The organism is Klebsiella sp. RCJ4 (assembly GCF_009025755.1).
GTDB classification, from domain to species: domain Bacteria; phylum Pseudomonadota; class Gammaproteobacteria; order Enterobacterales; family Enterobacteriaceae; genus Klebsiella; species Klebsiella michiganensis.
Window position 1 is genome coordinate 146,558 of sequence record NZ_WCIN01000038.1, and the last position, 18,714, is coordinate 165,271.

Annotated in this window: 14 protein-coding genes and 1 pseudogene; 4 read left to right on the top strand and 11 right to left on the bottom strand. The window is 54.8% G+C overall.

Going from position 1 to position 18,714, the window contains the following annotated elements; translation table 11 throughout:
* Positions 1 to 163: 163 nt before the first annotated feature.
* Positions 164 to 517, bottom strand: coding sequence for a nuclear transport factor 2 family protein (locus F8562_RS15845; RefSeq protein WP_038424961.1), 354 nt, complete (start codon positions 515 to 517; stop codon positions 164 to 166).
* A 76-nt stretch (positions 518 to 593) separates the two neighbouring features.
* On the opposite strand from F8562_RS15845, the pseudogene F8562_RS29700 reads away from it, so the two are divergent.
* A pseudogene (locus F8562_RS29700) lies at positions 594 to 695 on the top strand (amino acid ABC transporter substrate-binding protein); the annotation flags it as partial.
* A gap of 145 nt (positions 696 to 840) precedes the next feature.
* Complete coding sequence (locus tag F8562_RS15855; RefSeq protein ID WP_038424510.1) at positions 841 to 1,656, top strand: APH(3')-I family aminoglycoside O-phosphotransferase; 816 nt, start codon at positions 841 to 843, stop codon at positions 1,654 to 1,656.
* A 208-nt stretch (positions 1,657 to 1,864) separates the two neighbouring features.
* Here the strand turns inward: F8562_RS15855 and F8562_RS15860 are convergent, their stop codons facing one another.
* Positions 1,865 to 2,290 (bottom strand): carcinine hydrolase/isopenicillin-N N-acyltransferase family protein, encoded by a 426-nt coding sequence (locus tag F8562_RS15860; protein WP_306010624.1) that lies wholly within the window; start codon positions 2,288 to 2,290, stop codon positions 1,865 to 1,867.
* A 241-nt stretch (positions 2,291 to 2,531) separates the two neighbouring features.
* Here F8562_RS15860 and F8562_RS15865 point away from each other — a divergent pair, with 241 nt between their 5' ends.
* Positions 2,532 to 2,972, top strand: coding sequence for a helix-turn-helix domain-containing protein (locus F8562_RS15865; protein WP_014229374.1), 441 nt, complete (start codon positions 2,532 to 2,534; stop codon positions 2,970 to 2,972).
* Positions 2,973 to 3,045: 73 nt separating this feature from the next.
* Here the strand turns inward: F8562_RS15865 and F8562_RS15870 are convergent, their stop codons facing one another.
* The 5 genes from F8562_RS15870 to pgtC all read right to left on the bottom strand — a co-directional run bounded on the left by F8562_RS15870 (position 3,046) and on the right by pgtC (position 10,610).
* A complete protein-coding gene (locus F8562_RS15870) occupies positions 3,046 to 4,413 on the bottom strand; it encodes an L-serine ammonia-lyase (protein ID WP_014229375.1) in 1,368 nt (455 codons plus the stop codon).
* Positions 4,414 to 4,476: 63 nt separating this feature from the next.
* Positions 4,477 to 5,760: an HAAAP family serine/threonine permease gene (locus tag F8562_RS15875; RefSeq protein WP_014229376.1), complete on the bottom strand. Its 1,284-nt coding sequence runs from the start codon at positions 5,758 to 5,760 to the stop codon at positions 4,477 to 4,479.
* Positions 5,761 to 6,110: 350 nt separating this feature from the next.
* A complete protein-coding gene (pgtA, locus tag F8562_RS15880) occupies positions 6,111 to 7,361 on the bottom strand; it encodes a two-component system response regulator PgtA (RefSeq protein WP_038424511.1) in 1,251 nt (416 codons plus the stop codon).
* On the bottom strand, positions 7,351 to 9,357 hold the full coding sequence (gene pgtB, locus F8562_RS15885) for a two-component system sensor histidine kinase PgtB (RefSeq protein WP_089046450.1): 2,007 nt from the start codon (positions 9,355 to 9,357) through the stop codon (positions 7,351 to 7,353). Before pgtB ends, pgtA begins: the two co-directional genes overlap by 11 nt.
* The gene (pgtC, locus tag F8562_RS15890; RefSeq protein WP_014838494.1) at positions 9,357 to 10,610 is read right to left on the bottom strand and encodes a phosphoglycerate transport regulator PgtC; all 1,254 of its coding nucleotides are present in this window, start codon (positions 10,608 to 10,610) and stop codon (positions 9,357 to 9,359) included. The genes pgtB and pgtC overlap by 1 nt, the downstream gene beginning before the upstream one ends.
* Positions 10,611 to 10,983: 373 nt before the next feature.
* Here pgtC and pgtP point away from each other — a divergent pair, with 373 nt between their 5' ends.
* The gene (gene pgtP / locus F8562_RS15895) at positions 10,984 to 12,375 is read left to right on the top strand and encodes a phosphoglycerate transporter PgtP (protein WP_009652152.1); all 1,392 of its coding nucleotides are present in this window, start codon (positions 10,984 to 10,986) and stop codon (positions 12,373 to 12,375) included.
* Positions 12,376 to 12,444: 69 nt separating this feature from the next.
* Here pgtP and F8562_RS15900 read toward each other — a convergent pair whose 3' ends face one another.
* The 4 genes from F8562_RS15900 to ybtP are packed head-to-tail and all read right to left on the bottom strand — an operon-like array spanning position 12,445 to position 18,557.
* Complete coding sequence (locus F8562_RS15900) at positions 12,445 to 13,755, bottom strand: salicylate synthase (protein WP_014838496.1); 1,311 nt, start codon at positions 13,753 to 13,755, stop codon at positions 12,445 to 12,447.
* Positions 13,756 to 13,782: 27 nt separating this feature from the next.
* Complete coding sequence (gene ybtX, locus F8562_RS15905; RefSeq protein ID WP_014229379.1) at positions 13,783 to 15,063, bottom strand: yersiniabactin-associated zinc MFS transporter YbtX; 1,281 nt, start codon at positions 15,061 to 15,063, stop codon at positions 13,783 to 13,785.
* Positions 15,056 to 16,858 (bottom strand): yersiniabactin ABC transporter ATP-binding/permease protein YbtQ, encoded by a 1,803-nt coding sequence (gene ybtQ / locus F8562_RS15910; RefSeq protein ID WP_032719113.1) that lies wholly within the window; start codon positions 16,856 to 16,858, stop codon positions 15,056 to 15,058. Before ybtQ ends, ybtX begins: the two co-directional genes overlap by 8 nt.
* Positions 16,845 to 18,557: a yersiniabactin ABC transporter ATP-binding/permease protein YbtP gene (gene ybtP, locus F8562_RS15915; protein WP_163467440.1), complete on the bottom strand. Its 1,713-nt coding sequence runs from the start codon at positions 18,555 to 18,557 to the stop codon at positions 16,845 to 16,847. The genes ybtQ and ybtP overlap by 14 nt, the downstream gene beginning before the upstream one ends.
* Between the last annotated feature and the right edge of the window lie 157 nt (positions 18,558 to 18,714).

Here is an 18,714-nt window from a genome sequence, read left to right on the forward strand (position 1 = left end):
ACATAAGCATACAAGAGTGTAAATACTGAGGTTCAACATTCTCTTGTAACCAGTTGTATAGAACGAAGTCATACAAAAAGATTGGTTAAGGGAAGTTATTATGCTTCCCTTAATGAACACTTTAACAAATTTGCAAACTATTCATATAAGGTATATATGAATTTTATTCAATAGGTAAATTGTGCTGTTTTAAGAAAGATAGCTTATCCCAATAGCCTCTTTGAAATATAATTTTATTATTTACTATTTGAAAAAAACCGCAACCCCTCAAACCTAATGGGGCACGCCACTCTAAAATTGCCCATTGTCCATCTTCGAAAATGTTTTCAACGATACAAACCATTTCTGGAAAAGAAAAATCTTGTTCAAACATTTTCTTTATAGCCTCTTTCCCAATAACTGGCTCATTGGCTACCTGATGGTTTATTGCATTATCATCATATAATTCTGAAATAATTTCTACATCTGCATTATTAAATGCGTCAACCCATTGGCAAAGTATTTCTTTTGGCGTCATATAAATTACCTCCAGACCTGTAAATAATTCTTTTCCATAGCATAACATCAAAATCCTATCAAGCTCAAAAATTATTGGCACGCTCGATGCCATGTTCCTCGACTACGAAGCGGCCAAAGATTATGCGACCCGCTTCAGGCTGGTCACGGCGGCGAATATCCCTTCTTTCGACGCGCCAGAATGATGTTGGTCTGGCCGGATTTTCACATGGCGGGAACCACGTTGTGTCTCAAAATCTCTGATGTTACATTGCACAAGATAAAAATATATCATCATGAACAATAAAACTGTCTGCTTACATAAACAGTAATACAAGGGGTGTTATGAGCCATATTCAACGGGAAACGTCTTGCTCGAGGCCGCGATTAAATTCCAACCTGGATGCTGATTTATATGGGTATAGATGGGCTCGCGATAATGTCGGGCAATCAGGTGCGACAATCTATCGATTGTATGGGAAGCCCGATGCGCCAGAGTTGTTTCTGAAACATGGCAAAGGTAGCGTTGCCAATGATGTTACAGATGAGATGGTCAGACTAAACTGGCTGACGGCATTTATGCCTCTTCCGACCATCAAGCATTTTATCCGTACTCCTGATGATGCGTGGTTACTCACCACTGCGATCCCCGGGAAAACAGCATTCCAGGTATTAGAAGAATATCCTGATTCAGCTGAAAATATTGTTGATGCGCTGGCAGCGTTCCTGCGCCGGTTGCATTCGATTCCTGCTAGTAATTGTCCTTTTAACAGCGATCGCGTATTTCGTCTCGCTCAGGCGCAATCACGAATGAATAACGGTTTGGTTGATGCGAGTGATTTTGATGACGAGCGTAATGGCTGGCCTGTTGAACAAGTCTGGAAAGAAATGCATAAGCTTTTGCCATTCTCACCGGATTCAGTCGTCACTCATGGTGATTTCTCACTTGATAACCTTATTTTTGACGAGGGGAAATTAATAGGTTGTATTGATGTTGGACGAGTCGGAATCGCAGACCGATACCAGGATCTTGCCATCCTATGGAACTGCCTCGGTGAATTTTCACCTTCATTACAGAAACGGCTTTTTTATAAATATGGCATTGATAATCCTGATATGAATAAATTGCAGTTTCATTTGATGCTCGATGAGTTTTTCTAACAGCTAGTCTTTGGTTTCCCTGTCAACAACAACACCAAAATGAGAAACGGCGATGGCCCGAATCGTATAGAAACACAAACCTGAATATTCCGGACGCCGCGCTTCAGGACATCGCTCAAGACGCCGATAGCGGGCAGTATCCGGACGGTTCTATTGAACGCCGGGGCAACGGTACTACCCTGCCCTTTATGACTGACGACCGGCTATCTCACCCACGCACTTCTCCCTGAAATTTAGCATCGTCGCGGTTAATGTCGAAAATTTGCCACCTGACGTGGTTGGCATCGAGGGTGAAAACTGCCGTGGCGAGGGTGTTCTCCTCATCCGGATCGTCGGCAGCCAGCCGGTAAATTGGCAGTTTGGCGTCATGGGTATCTGAGAGAATGGCTTTTGCCGCCGCGGCGTCAAACGGAGGTTGCGTTTCCCGCCACTGCACGAAGCGTAACTGCCGCGAAGCTGAACTGTCGGTAACGATCTGCTCAACGCCAGCCAGTGCCGCATGCACCAGATGGTTGGCATGCCCGGTTACCGTCGTCACGGATTCATGGCGTATCGTTATCATCCGTAAGAGTGGCTGCGGCGAAACCGGGCCGCAGAAAGGGATATATATAACCATAATTCGCCGTAATTGCATTATGGCAGAGACGGAGGCTCATCTCTGCGCCACGGAGTATCGCCCCAGGCGAATGATCCGAAGCCTCTTTATTCGGCGCCTGAAACCGCGGGATTCGCAGGAACGACCCTATACCCAACCCTTTGATGGCATTGGCAAAAAACATTGTCGCCGCTATCGCAAAAGAGAAATTATTCGCTTTATTTATAAATTGGCTTGCTAAATAATTAGTCAGGTTTTATTACGCAGTAGAGGAATTAAGATGCGTTTCAGTACCATGCCCGACAGTGAAATTATTTCTGAACTGTGCCGAAGAATTAAAGAAACGCGTATACAGCTGGGCCTGTCACAGATTGAGCTGGCCGAACGCGCTCAGGTCGGCGCGGCAACCATTAAACGCGTTGAATTAGGCGAATCCGTTACCCTCAGTACGTTGATTGGTATTTTGCGCGGTCTCGATCGGCTGCATCAGCTGGAGTCGATTTTATTTGACTCGCACATGCGTACATTTAAGGCACAGCTCAATGCCGGAACCCCTTCCCGTATCCGTATTCGGAAAAAAACGCATCAGCCAAAAGAGAAATTGCCCGCCGCTGCCCAGACCAACGAGGCTGATGCCACGATTAACGAATGGTACACCTCATCGGCTTCTAACAGCGTGGTGTGGTCTTTTACGCCGTCCGACGGCGAGAAAAAAAGCTAACAGGCTTCAGGTGATTTTAAAGACCAGGAAAGAGAAAACCGCCTGCGGCTCAGGCAGGCGGTTTTTAGGGGGCTCAGGATTCACACACCGCGACTTTAATCGCCAGACCGCCCCGGGCGGTTTCACGGTACTTGGCGTTCATATCTTTGCCCGTCTCAAACATCGTTTCGATAACTTTATCCAGGGAGACTTTCGGATCGCTGGTACGGTACATCGCCATACTGGCCGAGTTTATCGCCTTCACTGCCGCAATCGCGTTACGCTCGATGCACGGCACCTGCACCTGGCCGGCCACCGGATCGCAGGTCAGGCCGAGGTTATGCTCCATGCCGATCTCCGCGGCGATGCACACCTTCTCCGGACTGCCACCCAGCAGCTCGGCCAGTCCGGCAGACGCCATCGAGCAGGCCACGCCCACTTCGCCCTGACAACCGACCTCTGCCCCGGAAATGGAGGCATTCATCTTGTACAGAATGCCTATCGCGCCCGCCGTCAGGAAATAGCGCATATAGATTTCCGGCGTCACCTCTTTGATAAAACGATCGTAATAGGCCAGTACCGCAGGAACAATGCCGCAGGCGCCGTTGGTCGGCGCGGTTACCACTCGCCCGCCCGACGCGTTCTCTTCCCCCACCGCCATGGCGAACATATTGACCCAATCCATCGCGCTCAGTGGCGTAATCGACTGGCTCTGCGGCGCCAGCACGCGGTGCAGCGCAGAAGCCCGGCGCGGCACTTTCAGCGGCCCCGGTAAAATACCTTCCGTATTCATCCCCCGGTTAATGGCGTTTCTCATGGTCTCCCAGATTTTCGCCATATTTTGCTCAACGTTCTCCCGGCCGTGGCGGGCGATCTCGTTTTTCATCATCACGGCGGAAATCGACAGGCAGTTGTTCTGGCAGTGCGCCAGCAGGTTGCGGGCAGAATAGAACGGGAACGGAATATCAACCTCCGCCTCCAGGTTCTTACCAAAGTTTTCCTCCGTGACGATAAAACCGCCGCCGATGGAATAGTAAGTCTGGAAGTGGACGATTTTGCCATCGCAAAACGCCGTAATGCTCATCCCGTTTTCGTGCAGCGGCAGAAACTCATTGTGAAAGCGCATGCATTCCGCCACCGGGAACTGTATCTCGCGCTGGCCTTCTTCAATAAACAGACGATGCATGGTGTTGACATCGCGAATAATGCCCGGAATGGCGTCGATATCAACGGTATCCGGTAGATACCCTGACAGACCAAGAATAATGGCGATATCGGTATGGTGACCTTTACCCGTCAATGAGAGGGAACCATACACATCCACCACCAGCCGAGTCACTTTATGCAGCAGGCCTTTTTCCTGCAGGGTATCAACAAACTGTTTTCCCGCTTTCATCGGCCCAACGGTATGTGAGCTGGACGGCCCGATGCTGATTTTGAAAATATCGAAAACGCTAATCATATGGCACCCACGCGGTTACATAGCAAAACGGATGCGCCACCGGTGACAGGCGGCGCTGAAAACTTAGCTGAACAGAGAGAAGAAAATAGCGGAGATGGCAATCAGTCCCATCACCACCACAAACGCGTTGCTGATGTGGCCGCTGTACTTGCGCATGGCCGGTACTTTGTTGATGGCATACATTGGCATCAGGAACAGGATCATCGCGATGACCGGGCCGCCCAGCGTTTCAATCATCCCCAGGATGCTGGGGTTCAGGGTGGCAACAATCCAGGTGGTCACCAGCATGAACAGCGCGGTGATTTTGTTCAGTTTGTTGATTTCGATCGATTTCCCTTTTCCGCGCAGTGACTTAATCACCATGCCGTTGAAGCCTTCACGCGCGCCGAGGTAGTGGCCGAGGAAGGATTTAGTAATCGCAATCATCGCGATGATCGGCGCCATCCAGGCAATCACCGGCGCGTTAAAGTGGTTCGCCAGATATGAGAGGATGGAGATGTTCTGCGCTTTCGCTTCCGCCAGGTTTTCCGGGGAGAGGCTCAGTACGCAGCTGAACACAAAGAACATCACCGTCAGCACCATCATGATGTGGGCGAAGCCCAGAATACGGGAGCATTTGCGCTCGGCGTCCTGGCCATATTCTTCACGTTTAGCCACCGCAAATGAGGAGATAATCGGCGAATGGTTGAAGGAGAAGACCATGACCGGGATGGCCAGCCACAGGGTCATCCACAGACCATTTCCCGTTGCCGAAGCGCTGCTCAGCGACAGCGTATCCAGTACCGCGCCGTTCCATTGCGGGATCAAATACAGCGCCAATATCATCAACGCGAACACGAACGGAAACACCAGCACGCTCATGGCCTTAACAATCATTTTTTCGCCAAAACGGACAATCCCCATCATGCCGACAATTAAAATCAGCGACAAAATAGCGCGCGGCGGAGACACCAGACCAAGCTGGTGAGTAATAAAGCTATCGACGGTGTTGGTAATAGCAACGCTATAAACCAGCAGAATCGGATAAATAGCGAAGAAATAAAGCAGCGTGATAAGCTTACCTGCACCGGTGCCGAAATGTTCTTCCACCACTTCGGTAATATCTTCTCCCGGATTTTTGCCCGACAGGACAAAACGGGTTAAACCGCGGTGGGCAAAAAAGGTCATCGGGAAGGCAAGAATGGCCATGATGATTAACGGAATTAAACCGCCGACCCCGGCGTTAATTGGCAGGAAAAGCACCCCTGCACCAATTGCGGTACCGTACAGGCCCAGCATCCACACGGTATCACTTTTTCTCCAGCCGCTGCTCTCGCGAGCAACGAGGGTATTTTGAACGGTTTCCATAATATGGCCTCAGTAATATAGAGTAGGGTCAAATTAATTTGACTCTGATTCAGGTAATAAAAACGCTGTGTTTGTTTGGCTATTTTATAAAATGCAACTATGCTGATTCACTAACAGCGATCACATAACCTGATTTATAGTGGCATCTTTTAACGCATCAAAATTAATACTGAAATCTTATTATTTTTTAAAGTATCATTTTTAATACGTTATTATTTATATGGGTGTGCTTAACTTGCTGGATATTTATATAATTCACGTGCAGAGATAACAACCACTATTTGTCATACGATTAATAAAACGCAAAAAATCAGGGGCAAGGAAATAAACGCCCTCCCCCTCAATTTTCGCTAAAAGCCCTTGTAGTGCTCTTTACTCAGGCCATATTTCTTCATTCTGAGATAGAGTTTTTTACGCGGAATAAGCAGATACTCCGCTACTTCATTAATGCGCCCCTGATGGAGATTCAGCGCTTCGGTGATGATCTGCCTCTCTACGTCCTCAACCCGTCGATCGAGCGGCGTTGGCTCGCCGACGTGCATCAGCGGATTCACCGTATCCGCGAGCGGTAATACCCCCACCGCATACAGTTCGGCAGCGTTCGCCAGTTCGCGGACGTTGTTCGGCCACGCCCGACGTATCATCCCTTTTAACAGATGGCGATCCACCTCCGGGACGGGATGATTCAGTCGCTGACAGGTTTTTTGCAAATAGTGGTGGAACAGCGGCTCGATATCATCAGGCCGCCTTGACAGCGGCAGGCAGGCAATTTGCGTCATCGCGAAGCAGTAATAGAGCTCCGCCACGATCTGGCTACTGCCCGCCAGCGCCACTAGCGACGCGCTGCCGATACCAATCAGGCGAAAAGGCCGCTTCTCATGGCTCTGCGCCTGTACCAGCAGATGTTGTTGCTCATGAGTCAGGTGCTCCGGACGGCTTAATACCAGCGTTCCGCCCTGCGCCTGCGCGATCGCGTCATTCAGCTTATGGGCGTTGGCCGCAGTCAGTTCGCAGTAGACAAAAGGGCCTTCGGCGTTACGCCCCAGCTGGTGCAGGTAACGTGCGCCGGTCATACGCCCGGTTCCCGCTTCGCCGTAAAGCCAGACCGCAATATCCGTCTCTGCCAGCTGCTGTAAACGCTGGCGATACTGTTCCGTCCATTCGCTGCGCCCGATCAGCTCAACCCGTAATTTTTGCTGGCCGTACTGGCGACGCGCGATCACCGCTTGCCGCTGGCGCAACGCGGCGTCCACCAGCGAGAGCAGCTTACCCGGATCGACCGGCTTTTGCAGAAAATCCCAGGCCCCCTTTTTCACCGCATCCACCGCCATCGGTACGTCGCCATGACCGGTGATAAGCAGAATCGGCAGCTGCTCGTCATCCTGATGAAACAGCGTCATCAAATCGATGCCGGAGCAGCCGGGCATGCAGACATCGCTCAGCACAATGCCGGGCCAGTCCTTCTGCACCCACGCCCGCGCATCAAAGGGGTTATCGCAGGCGTGGACGTGATAACCCGCTTGCTCAAGCAGCTGCGTATAGGCATCCAGCACATCGCGATCATCATCAATCAGCAGAATCGAACACTCATTACTCAACATCATTTACATCCGTTAAATTAAATTGCAGCACCACGCAGGCATTGCGCGTTAACGTCGACGCCAGGCGCAGCGTCCCTTCCATTTGCGTCATCAGCGAAACAGAAATCGACAGCCCAATCCCCAGCCCCACATCTTTGCTGGTGGTGAACGGCTTCAGCAGTGACGGTAGCAAGGCCGCAGGCCAGCCGGGACCGTTATCGGCAATCAACACGCACAGGGTGTCGCCGTGGATTTGCCAGCTCACCGTTATTTTCGCCGCGTTCGGACAGGCGTCGAGCGCATTCGACAGTACGTTGACCAGCACCTGATGAACCCGCACTTCATCGCCGCGGATCCAGACGGTTTCATCCGGTATCTCCAGCGTCCCCTGCTGCGGCTTATGGCGCATCGCCAGCAATTCCCACGCCACCGTAAACGTCTGACGCAAATCAACCGGATGCAGCGGCGTTTCCAGTTCAGCGCGGCGGGTAAACTGACGCAGCGAGCGGATAATCGCGTCAATGCGGTTAATCAACCCTTCCGCTTTACTTAACGTCGCCCGCGCCTGCTCCGTCTGTCCCTGCTCAATCGCCCGTCCTGCCGTAAACAGATACATCGACAGCGCGTTCAGCGGCTGATTGATCTCATGCGCCAGGGTGGTCATCGTCTGCCCCACCACCGCCAGTTTAGCGGTCTGGATCAGCTCGTCCTGGGTGGCACGAAGATCGGCCTCAATCGTTTTTCGCTCGCCAATCTCCTGTTCAAGCTGCTGTTTTTGCGCGTTAAGCTGACCCAGCGTATGGCGAAGCAAACCGGCAATACGCCCCAGCTCATCCCGGCCATAAACCGGAATGGTGGCATCCGTCCGGCCTAAACCAATCTGCACCACCGCCTGGTTCAGCGCGGTAAAGCGTTTCACCAGCCGCGATCGGATGAAATAATGATTCAGCACCCACGCCAGCAGCAGCGCCAGCAGCGTCGCCACCAGAATCAACCCGCCGCTCACGCGGACAATCTGTCCCATACGCTGATTAAACATCTGCATTTGCTGATGACTGCTGCCAAGCTGGGCTTCAAGCAGCGTCCTGAAGCGCCCCAGCGTGGCTTCCCTGGCGCGACTGGCGTCCACTAACGCTTTTTGCGCTGTAACGTAGTCGCGCATGGTATCCGGCATCTTATTTTTCACCATGCCGATTTCCAGCAGCTCATCAATCGTTTGTCGCAGCGTGATCGTGCTCGGCCAGTCGTCAAGCGCGCGAATATTTTCATCCGACGTTTTCTTCAGGTTTTCGAGATAGCGGATATGCGTCTCCACCAGCATGCCGTCATCATTTCCGGATTTCAGTTCATTAAGCCTGTCGCGCAGGTCGTCAACGATTTGATTCTCAATGCGGGCCAGCGTATAGACCTGCTGCTGTTCATTCTGGACTTCTCTGGAACGCTTCAGGTACTGCGCCGCGTCGCCCTGGCGGGCTTCTATCTGATCGAGCAGCGTTCCCTGCTGCCAGGTAAAGTCCTGCACCAGTGAATTCAGCTCAGTGGTAAAATCATCGTGCAGCCAGTCGATACGCGCCGAGAGTTCCCCCACCTTTTCGCGTACCAGAAACATGTTGTAGAGCACGCGATCCAGCTCCGACAGCAGCGCGCGGCTGTCCTGTAAAATAACCCCCAGCTGCTGGCGTTCCGCGGGCGACAAGCCCTGGCTCAGCCGCTCGATTTTATCCAGATGCTGAATAATCTGGTTACGCAGCTGCAGGCGCACCGTGGTATTCGGCGCCAGCAGAAATTCATTCAGCTGATCGACCACCAGATTGAGATTGCCTTCAATCAGAAAAGCAGAGTGGATGCGGGGAAAATACTCGTCCAGCGAATAGCGTATCTGCGAGCTTTGCTCATGCCATGAATAAAGGCTGACGCTGCTGACAATCAGCGTCAGCAGCGCGCCCATCAGAAAGGCCCCGCGCAGGCTGCTGCTGATACTGATTTGCCGCAGACGTTGCAGTATGGAACGGGCCATCATTTCAGCTCTTCCAGTTTATTGATCGCCTGCCGCTGGTTGTTGAGAAACCAGAGCTGCCACTCCATCATTTGCTGCTCCGCAAAGCTCTTATTATCGAACTTAGCCAGCCAGGCTTCATCCTCGCTGCTTGCCGGATTGACCGGGACGCCGGTTAGCAGCGCGCGTATTTCGGGCAGCGGACGCTTAAGGCGAGCCTCCGCGCTGTGCAGCGCTCGCCAGGCATCTTTCAGCTGGGCGAGACGAAAGCTGATCGCCGTATCAAACATCCGCTGAACCAGACGCTGACGCTTAAGGATCAGGCGATAGTTCAACGGCGGTTGATTCATCAGCACCGCCTGCTGCGCCGCCCGTGGATTGCCTGCCGTCAGCGGCGTCACCGGGTATTTCCCGGTATTCGCGTCGGCGAGGATCCGCTGGCCTTCCGGGCTCAGCAGATAGCGAATAAACCGCCGCGCCTCGCTGGCGTGCTGGCTATTTTTGAGCACCGCGACGTAGGTAGGCGACACCGCCGACTGCGGAAAATAGATAAAGGCAAGGTGCGGATCGTTCAGCAACAGATTGGCATAGTTATCAATCACAGGACCGGCTACGCCCAGCCCGCTTTTGATCTTATCCGCCACGCCAAAGCTGCGGGATGAAATCGTCACCAGATTTCCCGCGCTTGCCAGCAGCGTTTGCCATCCCTTAAGCCAGCCCTTTTGTTGCAGCAGCGACTCCACCATCAGATGATTGGTGTCCGAGCGCGACGGGCTGCTCATCAGCAGCGCCCCCTGATATCGGGGATCGGTGAGATCGTCCCAGTCCGCTGGTGCAGGCAGATGCCGCGTCGCCAGCGCCGAGCGGTTAATCAGCAAGCCAAACCCCGACATCGCCACGGCAACGGAGGTGGCGCGGATGGATTCCGGCACCAGGCGTTGACTGGCCGCCGGCGCGCCGCTGAACGGCGCCAGCTTTTGATGCTCCTGAAGATGCTGCAGCAGCATCGGTGATGAGGTCAGGACCAGATCAACGTTCTCCGCATTTGCCGTATCAAGCAGCTGTTCCAGCGAGGCGCTGGTGCGGTTGAGGGTGCGAATCATCACCGACCCCGGCTCCGTTTGCCAGCGTGCGATAATCCACGCGGTGGCGCTGGGGGAAAATGTTGTCGCCATCACCAGTTCGTTCCCCTGCGCCGCACAGGAGCTGAATCCGGCGGCCAGCAGCAGCAACGCGAGCGTTTTGCCGGGCGCCCGACTCCGCCGCAGAAACATGTTTGTGATCCCGTTCATAAATATTGAAATACCGAAAAAAGAGCGTTGAGACAAAACTTACCCGTTTATGACGCCTGGCGGATTAATCACCGCTAGCCTCGAAATAGCCGCGCTGGCCTCCGGGAATATCAGCAAACATTACCAGATAATGAATGTGGAATTTGTTAATATCCGCACATGCCTGACATAAAATCAGCGGAAAATTAATTATTCGCTATTTCATTGATGTTCAATGCGTTAAAAATAACCCCTAAATTCATCAATTTGAGTCAATTTTGACCCATTTTGACGATTTGAGTTTTCTGACCACTTATTTCACTCTTCATGCCGAATACTCCTGATGTTCATATCAATATAAAATACAGGTGACGACATGTTATCAATATTAAAAAAAGGGCCGTCGGCAAATAAAGTGCCGGCTGAGAAAATTCAGGCAACTTATGGCCGCTACCGCATGCAGGCGCTGCTAAGCGTATTTTTGGGTTATCTGGCGTACTATATTGTGCGCAACAATTTCACCTTATCCACGCCTTATCTGAAAGAGCAGTTAGATCTGAGCGCCACCCAGATCGGTTTGCTCAGCAGCTGTATGCTCATTGCGTACGGGATCAGCAAAGGCGTTATGAGCAGCCTGGCGGATAAAGCCAGCCCGAAAGTCTTTATGGCCTGCGGCCTGGTGCTGTGCGCGATCGTCAACGTCGGATTGGGGTTCAGCACCGCATTCTGGATCTTCGCTGCGCTGGTCGTTCTGAACGGTCTGTTTCAGGGGATGGGCGTCGGCCCCTCTTTTATCACCATCGCTAACTGGTTCCCTCGCCGGGAGCGCGGTCGCGTGGGGGCTTTCTGGAACATTTCCCATAACGTCGGCGGCGGGATTGTCGCCCCGATCGTCGGCGCCGCGTTTGCGATTCTCGGTACCGAGCACTGGCAGAGCGCCAGCTACATTGTCCCGGCCTGCGTGGCGGTGGTGTTCGCCATCAGCGTACTGGCGCTGGGTAAAGGTTCGCCGCGCGAGGAAGGCCTGCCTGCGCTGGAAGAGATGATGCCGGAAGAAAAGGTCGTGCTTAACGCTAAACACGCGGTAAAAGCGCCGGAAAATATGAGCGCATTCCAGATCTTCTGCACCTACGTTCTGCGCAACAAAAACGCCTGGTATGTCTCCCTTGTGGACGTGTTTGTCTATATGGTGCGTTTCGGCATGATCAGCTGGCTGCCTATCTATCTGCTGACGGTGAAACATTTTTCCAAAGAGCAGATGAGCGTCGCGTTCCTGTTCTTTGAATGGGCGGCGATTCCGTCGACCCTGCTGGCGGGCTGGCTCTCCGACAAGCTGTTCAAAGGACGGCGCATGCCGCTTGCCATGATCTGTATGGCGCTGATTTTTGTCTGCCTGATCGGCTACTGGAAAAGCGAATCCCTGCTGATGGTGACGGTATTCGCGGCGATCGTGGGCTGCCTGATCTACGTGCCGCAGTTTCTGGCCTCCGTGCAGACCATGGAAATTGTTCCCAGCTTTGCCGTCGGCTCCGCCGTGGGACTGCGCGGATTTATGAGCTACATCTTTGGCGCATCGTTAGGCACCAGCCTGTTTGGCGTGATGGTGGATAAAATGGGCTGGCACGGCGGGTTCTATCTGCTGATGGGCGGGATCGTCTGCTGCATTCTGTTCTGCTACCTCTCTCATCGCGGCGCGCTGGAGCTTGAGCAACAGCGTAAGAACACGCAACAGCAAGAAGCCGAACTGGCGCTGGCCGACGCACAATAAGCGCCTGAACCCGGCAAAAGAGAGTGCCAGCTTACTGGCACTTTTAACCTTAAACAGGGTCGATAACCGTCACGCGGGCACCTTTAAATAGGGCGCAATGCTCGCTAATTTCTCCCGGGTTTCCGTCAGTTCGCGCTCCGGCGTAGATTGCTCGATGATACCCGCCCCCGCCTGTATCCAGCAGCGCTGGCTATCCTGAAACACGGAACGCAGTACTAACGCCGCATCGAAGCGCGTATCTTCCAGCAGCAGGATTGCGCCTGAATAGAGCTCCCGCGGCGTTTTTTCAATTTGCATGATCGCGTTGAGGGCCGCTTTTTTAGGGATACCTGACGCGGTAATTGACGGAAACAGCACGGTAAACGCATCCCAGGCATCCTTATCTTCCGCGAGCTGGCCGCTGACGCCAGACCCCAGATGCTGGACGCTGCCGCGCTGGCGAACCGACATCAAATCCTCGACCACCACGCTGCCGGGCTGGCAAACCGCCTCCAGTTCGGCAATGGCTTCTTTGACCGAGAGGATATGTTCAAGCACCTCTTTACCGTCGTGCAGCAGCTCCCTCTCATTTGCCTGATTATGCGCCATATCGCCCATGCGATCGCGGGTGCCCGCCAGCGGTTCAGTGACCACTTTCTTTCCCGTCACCGACATCACCAGTTCCGGACTAAAACCCAGCGCCTCGCGTCCTTGCTGGCGAAACATAAACGTACGGGTGGGCGTGTTGGCCTGTCGTCCATATAGCAGCGTAGCGGGCATATCAATACGCGCTGGCAGAGGAATCGCGCGTGAGACGATGACTTTAACGTAATCGCCGCGGCGGATCGCCGAAACGGCGCGCGCAACCTGCTGTTTATACGCTTCACCGTCCAGGGCGGTATCCACAACCATTGGCCCGCATGGTGTCGCCGTATCGACCTCTTTTACCCACTCGCACAGACGGCGGCATCCGTCGGCGGAGTCCGCGTAAACGGTAACATTTCCTTTCTCAAAAATAAGTTCTTCACGGGGAGCGGTTAACGTTAGCAGCGGCCACTCGCCGGCATCAAAGGCCATTCCCCGCGCATGAGCCGCAAAGTTGAACCCAACCTGGCCATATACCCGGCATCCTCTTACCCGCGGATGCGTCATAAAACGACGCGCGCAGTCGGTAATCGAATCTACCGCCCACTTTTGTTCTCCAGCATCATCAATGAATGTCGCCTGGGTGCCGTCGGCATTAATCTGCAGTTGCGCCTGGCATCCTCTACCTATGTACCAGCAAGGTTGGCGCTCATAGACATAGCACTCTTCATCTCCGAACTGACGTAAGACGCCAGAAATCATCGGCAGCCATTGCTCCTCTGGTAACGCCAGGTGTAAAAATTCACTGATTTTCATCCCTTACCTCTCTGTGTTATTCCCGGATCAATCAATTGAGCTTGTCATCAGTTCTTCTGCCGAACGCAGTCGGATAGAAACAATCCACGCCGCCAGCAACGTGAATACGCCGGCAAACAGGAAGCAGGCCGCATAGCCAAAGCGCTGCGCGACAACGCCGCCGACTACGCCGGCCAGAATGGCGATGGCGGCGTCAGTACATTGAAAGAGCGTAAAATCGACACCGGCCTGCAAAGGCGAAGAAAGCGCCATCAGCGTGGCGTAAAGACAGACCAACGCGCAGGCCAGCGAAACAGATTGAACAACGATCAACCCCTGGAGAATCGGCAGCAGTAGAGGACCCGGCGCTATCAGCAGCGTCATCACTACCGCCAGCAGCGCGATGCCCTGCACGCCATAAGCCGCAAACAGCGCTCTGCCGGGTGAGAGGTATTTCATCAGCAATCCACCCGCCAGCGTTCCGGCTATGCCCGCCGCAATATTCCCGCCGCTGAACAGCGCGCCGAGCGCTGACATGCTCAGACCATGATCCAACAGCAGCGGCGCCAGAAGAGGCAGCACAAACCGCATGCCGGAATTCAGCATCAATACCAGCATTAAGCCCAGCCGAGCCTGTCGCCTTCTAAGCGCATAACCCAGTGCCGGAACATGCGGAACAGATGCTGCGCGCGTTGGTTCGGCAATGCGCCACAGGGGTACGGATAAGACCAGGATCAGCGCCGCCATCATCAGCATGGCCGCAGGCCAGCCGACGGTCGCCGACAGCATCAGAAACACCCCACCGCCGCACATCATTCCCAGATAGCTGCCGCCGACCTGCACGCTGTTTCCCCAACCGTACCCTGCGCGGGTCAGCTGATCGACGCAAAAACCGTCGCTGGCGATATCAATAGTGGAGGCGACCGTACCTGCCACCATAAACAGCGCAAATAGCGCGACGACTAGCGTTTCGGGCAATCCGCCTTCTCGCCCTGTCCCGCCAATCGCGGCGGCAATCGCCAGGATCGCCGCGAGCGCAGCCTGCCCGCGCAGGATCAGCATGCGGGAACGGCGCTGCGGGCTGCCAGGAGGTAGCCGCCAGCGCTCGACCCACGGCGCCCAAATAAACTTCAGCGCCCAGGGCAGCATAAACAGGGTTGTCGCCCCGGCAAGCGCAAGCGATCCGCCAGCAGCGCGCACCAGCGCGGGCAAGGACTGCATCGAGAGCGCCGATACCAGACTCTGTGTCACATAGATGCCGGCAATGGCGAAAATCACCCGCCCGGTGGTTAACGTCAGCGGTTTCACATTCGACGGAACGTCACTCATGCGCCACCTCCTCTGATGTGGAACCCCCTTCGGCGCGCCAGACGCGGGCGGCCATTTGCGCGTGCCACAGCGCCTGGTAACGCCCATGAAGAGAGAGCAGCTGCGCATGGGTGCCCTGTTCAACCACTTTGCCCTCCTCCATCACCAGGATGTTTCCGGCCCCGACGATGGTAGACAGGCGATGGGCGATAATAATCACCGTCCGGTTGTGAACCAGGTTATCGATAGCTTTCTGTACCGCCAGCTCGCTATCGATATCCAGCGCGGCGGTCGGCTCATCAAGAATGACGATTGGCGCATCTTTCAATAAGGCCCTGGCAATGGAAATCCGCTGGCGCTCGCCGCCCGATAGCTGTCCGCCCATCTCGCCCATTGGCGTCAGCCAGCCTTGAGGAAGGCGGGTAATGAATTCAAGACACTGCGCCGCGCGGGCGGCCTCTTCCACTTCCTGCTGGGTCGCCTGCGGGCGCGCAATCAGGATGTTCGCCAGCAATGTGTCATCAAACAGCCAGACATCCTGGAAAACGACGGAAATCAGGCTGTTGAGCTGCTCCGCCGTCAGGCGACGAATATCGACGCCGCCGATAGAAATCCGCCCTTGCTGCGGATCGGCATAGCGCATTAACAGTTTGCTGACCGTGGTTTTACCTGCGCCGGAAGCGCCCACCAGCGCGCTCATACTGGCCGCCGGAAAGGTCAAAGAGAGGTCATTGAGCGCGGGATCGCCGCTGTCGTCATAGCGGTAATGAATATTGTCAAAGCGGATATCGTAACGTTCCGGCATCTCCCCGCGTTCGGCAACGGGAAGCGGCGCGATCGCCATAAATTGCTCAATACGCTGTAAGGCGCTGGCAATCAGTTCCACCACCGAGGTGTAGCTGATAAACATGGCCATCGGTTCAGCAAAACGCATAATCATCGCGGCGGCGGCAATCAGAAAGGCGAGGTTCAATGTGCCCGTGACCACCCAGATAATTCCGCACAACACCACCACCTGTAGTCCCAGCTCCACAACGCCGGCGATCAGCATCGTCGCGCCCGCGCTCTGGCGGTGAGTGCGGGTCTGTAAGTTTTCCAGAGCATCAAAATGATCCCGCAGCGCCCGGCTTTTATCGGCATCGCTACCGCAGGCACGCAATACCATCATCCCCTGCGCAAATTCAACAATATCCCCGCTCAGCCGCTGGTGCGCTTCGCCCAGGGTCTGCATTTGTCGCCGCATCGCCGGGCGGCGCCAGTAATAAAACGGCGCCAGCAAGGGGAAGATCAGCAGCATCACCAGCCCCAGCCGCCAGTCGATCCACAATGTCGCCAGCGACGCCGTCAGCGGCGTGACGATGGTCAGCAGTAAAATATTGGCTATCGCAATCACATAATTTAGGTTTTCATCCACGGAGCCCAGCAACAAGGCGTTCGTTTCGCCCGCTCTGCCGCGCTGGAGCCTCTCCAGCGGCACGCGGCGTAATTGTTCGCCCAGGCGCAGGCGCAGCTCATGGGTGGCCTGCGCCAGATGCCCGCGGTATTCAAAGCCCAGCCCATACCAGCGGAGCGCCAGCGTCACCAACGCCGCAATGCTGAAGGCCAAAGCCCAGTGAAGAAGCCGCGATGCTTCATTCCGTAGCAGCGCATCAACGATCGGATAGAGACAGGCGAAGGCGATCCCCTGCATCAATGCCGCCAGCAGCAGAGCAACCAGACTGCGCCGCAGCGTTCCCGCCTGACTGCCCACGCTGGAGATAAGCTGGCGCCAGATCGCGCGCCAGGCCAGATTATCCGCCGGGTTAGTGTCTTTCATTTTGCACCGCCTCTTCCTGCGTTCCACCCGGCGCCCACTGCTGCGCCTGCTGATAGCGTTGCCATAGCCGTTGATACAGGCCACCCTGCACCAACAGCTGCCCGTGGCTCCCGCTTTCCCGGAGCTGACCGTCGGAAAACAGCAATATCACATCGGCCTGAGTCACCATGGAGAGACGATGCGCGACCATGATGACCGTCCGGCCGCGCATGGCCGCCGCGAGGGCTTTGATAAGCGCCGCTTCACCTTCCGGATCGGCAAACGCCGTCGCTTCATCAAGCACCAGAATGGGACGATCCTGCAAAAGCGCCCGGGCGATGGTGATGCGCTGCCGCTGCCCGCCGGAGAGAAATACCCCTCGTTCCCCGACCCGCGTGCTGTAACCCTCCGGCAACGCGCTTATAAACTCATGCGCCTGCGCCACTCTGGCCGCCGCTATCACCGATTCCAGCGGCGTATCCGGCGCGCCCAGACGGATGTTATTGGCGATCGTGTCGGCAAAAAGAAAGTTGTCCTGAAACACAAACGAGATTTGCTTCATCAGGGTCTCTATCCGCATATCGCGCAGATCCACGCCGCCAATACGAATATGGCCTTTGTCGGGATCGGCGTAACGCAGCAGCAGCCGCGCCACGGTGCTTTTCCCGGCGCCGCTTGGCCCTACCAGCGCCACAATTTGCCCGACAGGCACATGAAAGCTCACCTCCTGCAACGCGGCGCCACTCCGCGCTTGCGGATAATGAAAGCTTACCTGCTCAAAGGTGATACTCGCCTCTTCCGGCTGTCGCTCGGCTCGCGGCCGCGAGAGTTCCGGCATCGCGAGAACCTGATAGATACGCTGAACGCTTAAACGCGTTTGCGCGACCAGGTTATTAAGCATCATCATCGGCATTACCGCTTCGGCCATTCCGCTGGCTATCAGTAAAACGGCTACCCAGGCGATAAAATCGAGACTGCCAGCGTGCAGCAGGCCGTATCCGCACCAGATAAGAACGAATATGGTCGGCAGCGGGTTCAGAATTGAGAATGAAAAGCGCGCTGAAAATCCGGCCTGTCGATACCAGCTTTTGAGCACATCGACCCACTCTTCGAGGGCATGTTGATAGCGCAAAAAGCTGGTACTGCCGCTATCAAAGGTCCTCACCACCGGCATGGCCTGTACGAACTCAATCACCGCGGCGCTGACCCGTTCACGCGCCTGATGATAACGCTGAGCCATGTTTTCCGAGCGCTGACGGGCGAGTACCAGCACCACCGAACCAAACGCCAGTACCCCCAGCGTCGCGATGGCCAGTCGCCAGTCCAGCCAGAATACGAGAACAACAGTCGCCAGCGGCATGATTATGGCGCGGGCATAGAGCGGTGTGCTGTCAGCAACAAAAATATGTAACGACTTCACATCATCCAGCATTACTTTCGCCACCGATCCGCTGCCCATTTGCTGTAACGCGCCCGGCGCAAGCTGTAGGGTCTTTCGAGCTAATCTGCTGCGCAGAATATTCTCCAGATGGAAAGCCGCATAATGAGAGGTATTGAACGCCTGCAGACGCAGGATAAAGGTCGCTATCACGCAGCCGACTACGCCGCTCAGCGGCCAGACGGGGATGATGTCAGGCGCCCCGCGCAGATCGCGCAGGCACCATGCCAGAAAAAGCAGCGCCCCCAGGCTGGTGAAGGCCGCCAGCCCCGCCAGCGCCATAGCCAGGAGCACCTTCCGGCGAACCGGGGTAATCACCTGCCAAAGAGGAAATCGGGACAGCGATTCAGTGTTGGATGAGTGAGATGACATGGGAGCGACTGATTTTCCTGATGAATTTTTATGGACGCCAAAAACACTATTTCAAGGTGGCGTTCCG